Genomic DNA, 12,391 nt, shown 5'->3' with positions numbered 1-12,391 from the left:
TTTCCTTCTTCCTTCTTTCTTCTTCCTTCCTTAAAAAATATCCGCCGGGTCAGCAGCCTGCAACTTCCTAACTGCGATCGCCCCGGACACAGCACACATGACAACTGTCATAATAAAAACAGTCATAGCTTTCGCCAAAGTCATATACATCGGTAAACTCGTAGCACTTCTCCCTAAATTGTACAGCACCAAAGAAACTCCAAACCCTGGCAAATAACCAATAATTGCCAAAATCAAAGCCTCTTGAAACACCACACCCAAAAAGTAAATATCCTTGTATCCCATCGCCTTTAGCGTAGCGTATTCGGGTAAATGATCGGTAACATCAGTATAAAGAATTTGATAAACAATCACTATCCCAACGATAAATCCCATTGCCGCGCCGAGAGTGAAAACAAATCCGATTGAGGTACTTTCCTGCCAATATTTTTTTTCAAAATCTACAAACTCTTCTTTAGTAGAAATCCTCACATCATTCGGCAACGTTGCCCTCATTTTATCAACAACAGCCTTAACATCTGTACCCGGCTGCAAGTGAACAATACCTATATCGATTAAACCTCTTGTTCTCCGCGTCGAAAAAATCCGCATAAAGTTCAAATCGCTGGTGACAAGATTCCCGTCGGCACCGAAAGAGGCTCCTATAGTAAATAAACCATCTACCTTAACGCGGCGATTGTCAACTTCAGTTTCAACAACTTTTCCCTGTTTGAAATATTCTGCTACCGGCCCAAACTCCGGGCGGGAAGCTTGGTCAAATAAAACCACATCTGAAATTTTGATTCTGTCCAAATTATTTTGGATTTCAGGCAGATCAAAAATGGGATGAGCGGGGTCAAAACCGATTACCATCAATTGGCGGGTATTTCGCTGGTTGGGATCGGGGTTTTTCCACAATCCAAAGCCTAAATATACCGGACTAATTGCTGTAACGCCGTCAAAACTCAAGGCTTGATACAAGCGACGCTGGGGAAAACTTTTCATGGCTATTAAAGCCGTTGACTGAGTGCTGGTGATAAAAATATCCCCTTTTAACTTTGAGTGAAAGGTGATGGAGCTTTCAAATAGCGCGTCTCTAAACCCGAACTGCATAAACATTAGCAAGTCGGCGAAGCCAATGCCTGCTAGTGCGACGGCTAAGCGCATTTTTTCGCGGGTTAACTGTGCCCAAGCTAGTGGTATTTTGGCCATAATCCTCCGATTTTAAATTTGAGATTTTGGGTTTTGGATTGAATAATTTTAGGATTTAAGCACGGGTGTTGAGGAAGCGGTTTTTTTACCCTTATATTTGATTCAAAACCTTAACCTCGGTTAAAAACCCCGTTGCTTGAGTCCCCATGCGTAAGTTCTGTCAAGGTAAAATTTAGATATCTATTTTGACTTCAACCTGCAAGTTTGTGAGGGCTGCAACTTTTTTGCTCGATTCCGGATCGAGGCGAATTCTTACTTCGATAACTCTCGCGTCGGTGTCGGCGGCGGGGTCTGTATTGAGGACATCTTTTTTGCCGATTTGTTTGCCGATGCGATCGACTGTTCCTTCCAAAGTGCCTGCAAATACGGGGCTGCTGACGGTAGCCCGCTGGCCGTTTCGCACTTTGGCGATGTCGGTTTCGTAAACTTCTGCTACGGCGTACATTTGGTCGGTGCCGCCTAGTTCTACGATTCCGTCTTGGGTGTTGACACGTTCTCCTTGTCGGCTGTGAACTTTGAGGATGTAGCCGGATACGGGTGCTTTGACGTAACTTAAGTTTAAGTCTACTTGAGCTTTTTGTTTGGTGGCGATCGCACTTTCTACGGCGGCTTGGGCTGCTTGCACGTCTTCGGGACGTACTTCGGCAATTTGGTCTAGATTTGCTTTGGCTTGATTGATTTGTTCTTGGCCAGTTTCTGCTTTTTGTTTGAGTATTGCTTCGGCTTGATTGATTTGTTCTCGTCCTGTTTCTATCTTTTGATTTAAGGTTGCTCTGGCTTGGTTAATTTCCTGCCTACCTGTTTCTAACTTGCGTCTGAGATTGGCTCGGGATTGATTGATTTCCTGCTGGCCTGTTTCTACTGTTTGTTTGACTGTGGCTTTAGTTTCGACTATTTCCTCACGCAAAGTTTGCACTGTTTTTTCTAATACAGCTTGAGCTTCTTTGACTCTCTGGCGAGCCGTTTCTACTGCTAAGCGTTTGGTGTCGTAGGCGGAAGCAGAAATTGCGCCTGTTTCGGAGAGTTCTTTATTGCGTTTTTCCTCGGCTTCGGCGTTGGCTAATTCGGCTTTTAGCCGATCGACTGTAGCGTTTTGAGAGGCAATTTCGCCACGCAATTGAGCTTCTAGCCTAGCCAATTTGGATTGCTGCACCTCTGTTTCTCTTTGGAGTTGTGCCTCAAATTTGGCAAGATTAGCTTGTTCGGCTTCGGTTTCTCTTTGCAGCGCGGCCTCGAATTTGGCGACGTTAGCTTGTTCGGCTTCGGTTTCTCTTCGCAGTTGAGCTTCTAAGCGGGCGACATTGGCTGCTTCGGCTTCGGTTTCTCTTTGCACTTGTGCTTCAAACTTGGCAACTTCGGCTTTCCCGGCGCCGACAACGCCTGTTTTTGCGCCTGCTTGAATTTTCGCTAATTCGGCTTGTTTGACTTTGACTTCTTTGTCGGCTTGTTGGAGGATTGCTTGCAGTCGATCGCGCGTATCGAGAACTGCTATGATTTGTCCTTGACTGACTCGATCGCCCTCTTCGACCTGTAACAGTTCAATTCTTGCTCCCTCCGACGCCGAAGGGGCCGACAATTTGATCACTTCCCCCTGCGGAGTCAACCTACCCAAAGCGGTAACGCTGTTGCGGGTGGCGACGGAAGTTGCAGCAGCCGTTGCAGCCGCCGCCTTTAACTCTTCGGCTTTTCTAACTTGAGATACTTGCCAAAAACCGACTCCTGTGGTAATGAGAGTGGCGGCTATCGCTAAACCGATGATTCCTCGTCCTGGGGGTTTTAAAAATGATTTATCCTTGACCCGTGATTCCTTTCCCATGACTTCTAAAGTAGGTGATTTCCTAATTAAGTTTTGCCCACCTACTATTAAGTATTGTAAACCAAATTCAGCTATTTAGGAATATCAAAAAGCACCTCGGTCATGTAATGTTCGGCCCAATCTTGACCGAAAGCTTTTTCGAGTACGCGGCGGGTTTTGTCGTTTTGCTGCTGCTGGGTGCAGTAGTAAATTTGAGCGTCTAGAATTTCCGATGCTTCGGCGGCAGAGACTGGTTCGGAAGCGACTGCCTGTTTGCAGTGAATTTCAACGTAGGATTCAACAATATCCAAAAACCGACTGTTTTCTTCGATCGACTCTGGCCGCACAAACAGGCAAAATTCTGAGAAAATATCCCCCCATTCGGGAATTTGGCGGGGGCTAGAAAATTGCTTAATCGGCAAAATTTCCAGTTGGGTTCGGTAGGTTTCCGACAAAGTTCGATCGGGATTGAGGGGAGAAAGGTCTGCGATCGCGGCGCTAACTTGGCCTTTGCCTGCTACGATATCTGTACCGAACATCGGCAAAGCATAATTCGGTCTGGGAAACATCACGCAGTGCAGAATGTCAAGCAAGGGGCCGACTTTAGCGAGTTCGAGGTGTATTTTGCGGAACTGCGGCGTTTGATAGCAGCGGTTTTCAATGATCAGTTTTTCTCCTTCCAAGCGGCCTTCTACGTATCCCAACTCAGCGGGCAGGTGGTAGGGTTCGAGGTCGAGATAGCGGTGCCATACTGCTTCCATCCGGTCTGCTAAATCGCGGATGAGATGGTGCTGTTGGTCGCGCAGAGAAGGCTGGGATATTTCTAACATTCTTATTTATCGGGGGATAGCTTAATAAAACTTGATTCTCCTGTTGCAAGATGCAGGAAAAAAGGTAGATACTTTAACAATATCAGTAGATTGACTTAAGATCGAGCAAGTTTTACAGGAGTTTTTGTATGTTTGGTCTGGGATTGCCCGAAATGGGCATTATTGCGGTGGTTGCCATACTAATTTTCGGCCCCAAGAAGATTCCTGAGTTAGGAAATGCTTTGGGCAAAACGCTGCGGAGTTTTAAGGAAGGGGTTGGTCAATCTGAGGATGAAGCTGTTGAGAAGGATAAAGAGGAAGAGGGCCAGCCGAAAGTGTAAATTAGGTTTGTAGTGAGGATTTTAGTCCTCCTTTTTAAGGGTTCAAGCCCTCACTAAGAACCTATTCGGGAAATTTGCCTTCTCTAACTTCAAGGGAATAATCTGTGACAGCTTGGGTAATCGTTTCTCGCAAATTCGCGTAAGCTTTCGCAAAAGGCGGCTGTTTTTCGGAAAGTCCCAACAAATCGGAAGTAACTAAAACTTGACCGTCGCAGTGCGGCCCGGCGCCGATACCAATCGTGGGAATAGTTAGTTTTTGGGTAATTTGAGCGGCTAAGTCTGCGGGAATGTGTTCTAAGACGATCGCAAAGGCACCTGCTTCTTGAAGCGCGATCGACTCTGCTATGATGCGATCGGCTGCTTGGGCCGTTTTTCCTTGTTTTTTGTAGCCGAGTTGGTGTACCGACTGCGGAGTTAAACCGACGTGTCCCATCACCGGAATTCCGGCGGATGTTAGCTGCGAAACTGTGGCGGCCATTGCTGGATATCCACCTTCCAATTTTACAGCTTGAGCGCCGGTTTCTTTCAAAGCTCTACCGGCCGAGTGCATGGCTTGCTGGGGACTTTCTTGGTAAGTTAAAAACGGCAAATCGACCACAATTAATCCTTGTTTAACTCCGCGGCGCACAGCTTTAGCGTGGTGCAGCATTTCATCTAGGGTTATGGGTAGGGTTGTGTCGTACCCTAAGACTGTCATGGCGAGGGAATCGCCGACTAGGATGATATCTACGCCTGCTTGATCGATGAGTTGGGCGATCGCATAATCATAAGCTGTCAGGGCGACAATTGACCGCCCTTGTTGTTTCCAGTGAATTAATTGATGAGTAGTGACTGACATTTTCGTTGACTCTTAGATAATTAGATATTTAAATAATTCGGCGGTTGGAAACCGATTTTACACAAACCAAGTCTGCCTGCGCGGACTAAAGAGATGGAAATTATCGGGATTTTACACGCGAATATAGCTTTGTATTCCCTCCGCCGGCAAAACAATCAACCGCTGATTTTTCAAGTCGGGTTCTAAACCCAAATCTTCGAGGGGAATTAAGCCCAGTAAATGTTCTTCTTCTGCGGGAATTTCTACACAATCATACCTGCCTTCCCGGCCAGCTACGGCAAGAGTGACATCTTTGAACAGACGAAATTTTCTGGTTCCTATTGCCGTATGTCCGTCGATTTCACCTAGCATTGGTAAACCCAACTGACTGATAATATCTGCTGGTAAGCAGAGTCGAGTTGCGCCTGTATCGACTAAGACGTTATCGATGGTGATAGAGCGTATTTGCTCTGCGGGGATGAACCCTCTTTCTCCCAGAATTTCATCGATGTGATTGGTGACGGTTATTGTTGCGGTGACTCGGCCCATTTTTTTATCCTTTTGTTTTCCTAGAGAATGTTTTCGTTGCTTTTTGACTAAATGATCTACAATCGAGGTTGCCTATTTTATATTTTAACAATATTTGTAACTCAAAGCGCTGTTGTTATTTATTGTTGAAATGGGATTGACAAATATGGCAACTTAATAGCAAAAATGCTCTCTAATTATTGATTGACGAAGCTTCTGCCATTCTTGTTTAGAAACATCTGCACGAGTTTTGTCACCCGATGGATCGCGGATATCCCAAATTGTATCTGCAATCCGATCGAGCGATCGCCCATGAGAGCGATAATCGAAGTCCCAGAAAGCATCACCGACGCAATCTCCTTGTGTAGTAATCATTTCTCGATCAACTGTATTACGAATAGCATTCCATTCGCGGATGTAGGCAGAAGAATCGTCCGATCGCAATTTACGGTCTCCTAATTGAGGATTCACTCTATAAAAAAACCAATCCGTAAACCTATCCACAGCTTGAGTTCGAGATTCATAATCGCGCGCTGTAGCACTATCTAGATTGGAACCACCGATTACAAGGGATATAGCTAATGCACACACCCCTAAAAACTTCGAAATTGACTTAATTGAAAGTGATTTAATTAGCACGATTCAACCCAATAAAAATTATGAATTTCCCCGATATAGCGGGTGATAAATATTTCGTTGCCATCCATCTCTAGAACAAGAACTTCCTCCTGTTTGAGGTACGAGAGTAGATAAACACCAATAATTTTTACCATCAAAGACAACGCCTTTTTTGATATATTGTAACTCAGAGATAGGTTGCCACGGTCGATCAATATTAGACTCGTCATAATATCGATATAGTTTTCCCTTTACCTCTAAACCCTCATCCGTACCTCCCAACCAATAACGACCTTCTTGAATTATGTTCGATGAAGATTTTTGTTGAGGGCTATCTGTTTTTTTCTCAATCCACCAATTCCTCACAAAACGTTTTGTATTTTCAAAACCTCTTGTCGTAGCGACTATAACTAGCAGTTCTCCTTGTTGATTGATAAACTCAAAACGACAAGGCCCCTCTCCTGTACCAGAACAATCCTTAATCTCTTTATATCCTAAATCAAATAGCTCTTTAACAGAACGATCTCTGAGGTTAGGTTGACCTTGTAAGCTGGGCTGCCACCCTTGTTGGATCAGGATTTGGCGCGCCTCTTTGTATGGCATACCTTGTTGAAGAGGTATTTTTTGAGTGGAATTTACAGAATTTTCAAGGCTGACTTGAACCTTTTCACTTAAAGCAACAATTGTTGAATTTTTTTCGGAATTATTGATGTAATTTTTTTGACTTCCTGTATCGACTTTCGCACTATTTATGCGGCGAATTTGTTGCTGTGGGGCAGCACCTGCAAAACTTGTAGATCCAATGGCGATTAGTCCCATCAATGGTGCAATAATTCTGGTTGTAATAAGAGTGCGATCGCCTATCCAACTTTTCATACTCATCGGTTAAAAACCTTTCTTTTTACAGAGTTGTGTAGAGATGACCTCTACTCTAGGAGTTATCTTCGATCAATGCTGCGCTGTAAGGCGATCGAATCTCACAGTCCACAATTAGAAATAAACATTTCGCGTCTAATTGCTGACCATTCACTAATGCCGATCCGATCGCTTTTGGGAATGGGCTGTCCGGTTCGTTGAGGATGGCGGCTGTAAAAAATTGTATCTGCAAGTAAATCGTAGGTTTGTTCGTAGGTTTCGCCGTTAATGGTGGTAAATTCCCATCCTGTCTCTTCTGGGGCTGGCCTAAAACAGACTTCTTGTACCGACTTGACTCGTGGATCGATCGCTTCGCGCAATCTCCGCCATTGATTGCTATATTCGCGATCGCCCGCTTGGAGTTTGCGATTGTTTAACTGAGGATTAACCCTGTAGAATAAGAAATCGGTCAATCGATCGACGGCTTGTTCTCGCGATTCGGCTTTGGCTAGATTGGGGCTGCTGAGGACAAGGGCGATCGCCAGAGAAAAAACTATTGAAAATCTTGAGAGAGACTTAATTGATAACAACTTGATTATCATAGTGATTTGGTGTTAATTCCTACTTCCAGCCCAACCACCGCAACAAAGGCACAACCAAATAATGGCTGACTCCCAAACAAAGCCCGATCGCACTTCCCAACAAACCAAAAAACACAATTGAGCCCCAAACTTGCAGCCAGCCGAAGGTAACGTTAGACAGTGACAAAATCCCAAAGAAACTCCCCGGAAAAATGTTCCAAGCATTCAGCAACAGAAACATTCCCGTAGAAAAAACAGCGACCACCAAAGCGTGAACTAATTGATGGCTCCGCAAACCCATTCCCACAGTCAAAGAGGCGATCGCAAAAGCTCCCAAAATAACCCCCTGCACACCACTAGAAGCTGTTGCTTCCATCCAACACAAACCCGCCAACAAATAGCCCTGAGCGCCCATCAATCCAGACAGCCAATACTGTTTTTGCTGGCGAAAACTCCCCGCATCCGTCAAACCGATCGCAGTTCCGAACCCCGCAAATCCAAACAGCAGCACTTCTGGCCCGACAGCGAAAGTCATATTAGGAATTAATTGCTGCAAACCTTCATTCAGAAAACTGGCAATTTCCGGGCCAATAGGCGAAGCATAGGCCAAAACCAAACCGCCGATCGCCCCCGCAGTTCCACCAACGCCACCCAGCACCATTTCCCAGCCCGTATCCAGAGAAGCTACCACGATTTGGGCGATCGCGCCGAACAGCACAACCATCAAACTTCCCGTTTTTTGCGCCCCCGTCACCACTACTTGCCGACAGAATTCTACAATAGCTTGACCCGCAGGGGCGATCGCGATTTTGCCCTTACTCCTAGCATAAATCTCCTGCAAACGCGCCCGAACATCGCCAGCAGTCGCGGGACGTTCCCGCACGTTTGATCGCACCATATCGTCCAACAAATTCGCCAAAGCCGGACTCACCGATACAATGTGACGCCACCGCAACTCCCCCGTCATCGGATCTTCAATTTCCGCCGGATACTTCCCCGTCAGCAAATGAATACAAGTCCGCCCCAGCGCATAAAAATCCGTCGCCGGCACCACACCGCCTCCCACAATTTGTTCCGGCGGACTGTACCCGGGCGAAATCAATCGCGTCGAACTCCGAGAATCTTTTCCCACGGATTCGACACCGCCCATCTGTTTAACTCCCCCAAAGTCGATCGTCACCAATTGCAGTCCGCCCAAACCCTTGCTTAGCAAAACTTGGGGCGATTCCGGGTCTCGCAGCATCAAATTTGAGGGTTTAATGTCGCGGTGAATAATCTGACACCTGTGCAACTCCTCTAAAATTTCCACAGCTTGACTCAGCCAACTAAACACCCATTCCTGCGGACATCCTTGAGGGTGCTCGTCGAGAACTTCTTCTAAAGTTTTGCCGTGAATCTTTTCCATTACCAAACAAGGTAGCCGCTTCGCCGCAGGATTTCCCTCGCCCCCTGCAAAATTTTGCGTTTGGACGTGAAAATAACCGTCAGGATCGACTCTAGGGACGCCTGGGTGCCGCAAAAGTGCCAAAACCCAAGCTTCTTGCTCGAACAGTTTCAGCGCTTTTGGGGCCGTTTCGAGCAACACTTTCAGGACGCGCTCGGTTTCAGTTTCTGTGTCCCAAACTGTGAAAATCGCTGCAAAACCCCCGGAACCGAGGCTTTGTAGAGGCACGTAGCGATTTTTTAGCCGCAGGGGAGCCCCGCAACTATGACAAAAATTGTTGCCCCAAGTCTGAGGGTAGGGCCTTGGGCAATCTGGATTGATGCAGTGAACGGCTTTTGAAGGGGGGTGAGGCACAACCAGAGTAAAAATGGGACTAAATATCCATACTAGACTTACGCGCAGTTAAGGCAGAAACCAGGTTTTCAGCGAGGTTAAATTGCTGTAACGACGGATTTGGTTTGAGAAACGAGCTTGCTCTTGCTGCACAAGCCCTGTCCATATTATGTGGTATCCTGTGGATTTTTGAGTTAGCGGTCTCAGATTCACGGGATTTTAGATTTTAGATTTTGGATTTTGGATTGCTACATACTGAATAACAGTTGAGATCGATCGGGCGATCGATCTTAACTCCCAACCATAACTTTAGGTATTTCTAACTACTTCCCCCTTGCCGATTACCGATTACCAATTCTGATTTTTAAGTATTAAATTCTTTACATAAACCGTATTGATCCGCTGTTCGGCTCGCTGCACAATATATTTCGATCGCTCAAAATTCCCCCCCACTCTGCGATCCCCAGCCTTTCCTCCTGCATCCTTCGCCACGGGAATTTCATAAGATATGTTACAAATATTTTCGGAATGTAAAGCAAAATAAACAATACTTATGATGATTAAAAGAATATTAAAATTGGAGAGTGACACTTTGTTGATATATTTTTAACAGCCTGCGATCGGGCAAAAAAATTAAGCGAATACTAGGAAGCGAGATATGGCTTACGCGCAAACCCAAACTCAATCAAAGGCTGGGTATAAAGCCGGAGTTCAAGACTATAAACTAACGTATTACACGCCGGACTACACGCCGAAAGATACAGATATTTTGGCTGCCTTCCGCGTCACACCGCAGCCGGGAGTTCCCCCAGAAGAAGCAGGCGCTGCTGTGGCTGCTGAATCTTCTACAGGTACATGGACAACTGTTTGGACTGACCTCCTGACCGACCTCGACCGCTACAAAGGTCGCTGCTACGACATCGAACCAGTTCCTGGTGAAGACAACCAATACATCTGCTTCATTGCCTATCCTTTGGATTTGTTTGAAGAAGGTTCCGTCACCAACTTGCTGACCTCTTTGGTCGGTAACGTGTTCGGTTTCAAAGCTCTGCGTGCTCTGCGGTTGGAAGACTTGCGGATTCCCATTGCTTACCTGAAAACCTTCCAAGGCCCTCCTCACGGTATTACCGTTGAGCGGGACAAATTGAACAAGTACGGCCGTCCTTTGCTGGGTTGTACAATTAAGCCCAAATTGGGTCTGTCTGCTAAGAACTACGGCCGTGCCGTTTACGAAGTTCTGCGCGGCGGTTTGGACTTCACCAAAGACGACGAAAACATCAACTCGCAACCGTTCATGCGTTGGCGCGATCGTTTCTTGTTCGTTCAAGAAGCTATTGAAAAAGCCCAAGCAGAAACCGGCGAAGTCAAGGGTCACTACCTCAACGTAACTGCCCCTACCTGCGAAGAAATGATGGAGCGGGCTGAGTTCGCTAAGGAAATCAAAACCCCCATCATCATGCACGACTACCTGACCGGTGGTTTCACTGCAAACACCACCTTGGCCAAATGGTGCCGCCGCAACGGTATCTTGCTGCACATTCACCGCGCTATGCACGCCGTGATTGACCGTCAGAAAAACCACGGTATCCACTTCCGCGTGCTTGCCAAGTGCTTGCGGATGTCCGGCGGCGACCACCTGCACTCCGGTACAGTTGTGGGCAAACTCGAAGGCGAAAAAGGCATCACGATGGGCTTCGTAGACTTGATGCGCGAAGACCACATCGAAGAAGACCGCAGCCGCGGTATTTACTTCACCCAAGATTGGGCCTCCATGCCTGGTGTCATGCCAGTTGCATCCGGTGGTATCCACATCTGGCACATGCCAGCCTTGGTTGAAATCTTCGGCGACGACTCCTGCTTACAGTTCGGCGGCGGCACCTTGGGCCACCCTTGGGGTAACGCACCTGGTGCAACTGCTAACCGCGTTGCTTTGGAAGCTTGCGTCCAAGCTCGTAACGAAGGCCGCAACTTGATGCGCGAAGGCGGCGACGTAATTCGCGAAGCTTGCAAATGGTCTCCTGAACTGGCTGTTGCTTGCGAACTCTGGAAAGAAATCAAGTTTGAGTTTGAGGCAATGGATACCCTTTAAGGATTTTTGGTTTGAGATTTTAGGTTTTAGGTAGCAAACTTGCTGTGGAGTCTTTATCTTTGAAGAAGATTTACAAGTAAGTTTGCATCCAAAATCTAAAATCCAAAATCTAAAATTTGAGGGGGCTGGGGTCAAAATGGATCTCAAACAAGTTGCGAAAGACACCGCTAAGGTGCTGGCAAGTTACCTAACCTATCAATCCGTGCGGATGGTGGTCGCTCAGTTGAGCGAAACCAATCCTCCTCTGGCAATCTGGTTGAATGACTTTTCCACTAAGGGCAAAATCCAAGATGGAGAAGCTTATATTCAAGAGTTGCTTTTGGAAAATCAAGATTTAGGCTTTCGGATCATGACTGTGCGAGAGTATCTGGCTCACGATGTGACGGAATTTTTGCCAGAAATGGTTTGTACTGGCATTCAGCAGGCGAATATGGAACACAGACGCCAGCATTTAGAGCGAACTACGCAACTTAATTGGTCTGTTTCTAGCAGTAATCCTGAAACATCAATAGATTCTGAACCGAATCTGGATAATTTGTCGAGTTAATCGATCGACAAGTGCGATCGAACACACACCTTAGAGATACAAAAAATGAAGACTTTACCTAAAGAGCGTCGTTACGAAACTCTGTCCTATTTGCCCCCCCTGACAGACGCGCAAATTGCCAAGCAACTCCAATACATCTTGGATCAAGGCTACATTCCCGGCGTAGAGTTCAACGAAACCTCTGCTGCTGAAATGCGCTACTGGACTTTGTGGAAGTTGCCTTTGTTTGGTGCTCGCAGCGTCCAAGAAATCATGGCTGAAGTTCAAAGTTGCCGTCAAGAAAATCCTAGCTGCTACATCCGCGTCATGGGTTTTGACAACGTGAAGCAATGCCAAGTGCTCAGCTTCATCGTCCACAAGCCTAACACCAGAGGCTACTAAAAAGTATTGGCTGGCTAATCTAACTTTTAGGTTAACAGTCATTGCAGATGGGAGGCGGGGAA

13 protein-coding genes are annotated in these 12,391 nt (G+C 46.3%); 4 read left to right on the top strand and 9 right to left on the bottom strand.

From position 1 onward, the window contains the following. Positions 1–30 precede the first annotated feature (30 nt). The 3 genes from devC to QUA24_RS07080 form a co-directional block, all read right to left on the bottom strand. Entirely contained in the window at positions 31–1,191 is a 1,161-nt protein-coding gene (gene devC / locus QUA24_RS07090) for an ABC transporter permease DevC (protein WP_333213519.1), read from the bottom strand. Positions 1,192–1,363: 172 nt separating this feature from the next. Then, the gene (locus QUA24_RS07085; RefSeq protein ID WP_333228374.1) at positions 1,364–3,007 is read right to left on the bottom strand and encodes an HlyD family efflux transporter periplasmic adaptor subunit; all 1,644 of its coding nucleotides are present in this window, start codon (positions 3,005–3,007) and stop codon (positions 1,364–1,366) included. A gap of 71 nt (positions 3,008–3,078) precedes the next feature. After that, entirely contained in the window at positions 3,079–3,816 is a 738-nt protein-coding gene (locus QUA24_RS07080; protein ID WP_190745633.1) for a phycocyanobilin:ferredoxin oxidoreductase, read from the bottom strand. Positions 3,817–3,944: 128 nt separating this feature from the next. Here QUA24_RS07080 and tatA point away from each other — a divergent pair, with 128 nt between their 5' ends. After that, entirely contained in the window at positions 3,945–4,136 is a 192-nt protein-coding gene (gene tatA / locus QUA24_RS07075) for a twin-arginine translocase TatA/TatE family subunit (protein WP_006632937.1), read from the top strand. Between the two features lie 61 nt (positions 4,137–4,197). Here the strand turns inward: tatA and panB are convergent, their stop codons facing one another. The 6 genes from panB to QUA24_RS07045 all read right to left on the bottom strand — a co-directional run bounded on the left by panB (position 4,198) and on the right by QUA24_RS07045 (position 9,333). After that, entirely contained in the window at positions 4,198–4,974 is a 777-nt protein-coding gene (gene panB / locus QUA24_RS07070) for a 3-methyl-2-oxobutanoate hydroxymethyltransferase (protein ID WP_333228371.1), read from the bottom strand. A 111-nt stretch (positions 4,975–5,085) separates the two neighbouring features. Further along, on the bottom strand, positions 5,086–5,502 hold the full coding sequence (locus QUA24_RS07065) for an aspartyl protease family protein (RefSeq protein WP_333228369.1): 417 nt from the start codon (positions 5,500–5,502) through the stop codon (positions 5,086–5,088). A gap of 153 nt (positions 5,503–5,655) precedes the next feature. Next, on the bottom strand, positions 5,656–6,072 hold the full coding sequence (locus QUA24_RS07060; protein WP_333228367.1) for a hypothetical protein: 417 nt from the start codon (positions 6,070–6,072) through the stop codon (positions 5,656–5,658). Positions 6,073–6,138: 66 nt separating this feature from the next. Then, on the bottom strand, positions 6,139–6,975 hold the full coding sequence (locus QUA24_RS07055; protein ID WP_333228365.1) for a hypothetical protein: 837 nt from the start codon (positions 6,973–6,975) through the stop codon (positions 6,139–6,141). 101 nt (positions 6,976–7,076) lie between these two features. After that, a complete protein-coding gene (locus QUA24_RS07050; RefSeq protein ID WP_333228363.1) occupies positions 7,077–7,556 on the bottom strand; it encodes a hypothetical protein in 480 nt (159 codons plus the stop codon). Positions 7,557–7,575: 19 nt separating this feature from the next. Next, positions 7,576–9,333, bottom strand: a complete 1,758-nt coding sequence (locus tag QUA24_RS07045) for a serine/threonine-protein kinase (RefSeq protein WP_333228361.1) — start codon at positions 9,331–9,333, stop codon at positions 7,576–7,578. Between the two features lie 637 nt (positions 9,334–9,970). Here QUA24_RS07045 and QUA24_RS07040 point away from each other — a divergent pair. From QUA24_RS07040 to QUA24_RS07030, 3 genes are all read left to right on the top strand, one after another. Then, on the top strand, positions 9,971–11,401 hold the full coding sequence (locus QUA24_RS07040; protein WP_333045238.1) for a form I ribulose bisphosphate carboxylase large subunit: 1,431 nt from the start codon (positions 9,971–9,973) through the stop codon (positions 11,399–11,401). Positions 11,402–11,537: 136 nt separating this feature from the next. Next, positions 11,538–11,948, top strand: coding sequence for a RuBisCO chaperone RbcX (gene rcbX, locus QUA24_RS07035; protein ID WP_333054738.1), 411 nt, complete (start codon positions 11,538–11,540; stop codon positions 11,946–11,948). Positions 11,949–11,993: 45 nt separating this feature from the next. Further along, positions 11,994–12,329, top strand: a complete 336-nt coding sequence (locus QUA24_RS07030; protein ID WP_332954823.1) for a ribulose bisphosphate carboxylase small subunit — start codon at positions 11,994–11,996, stop codon at positions 12,327–12,329. Positions 12,330–12,391 lie beyond the last annotated feature (62 nt).

The sequence above is a fragment of the Microcoleus sp. Pol12B5 genome (assembly GCF_036701335.1).
Taxonomy (GTDB): Bacteria; Cyanobacteriota; Cyanobacteriia; order Cyanobacteriales; family Microcoleaceae; genus Microcoleus.
This window is presented reverse-complemented; position numbering and strand designations above follow the sequence as displayed.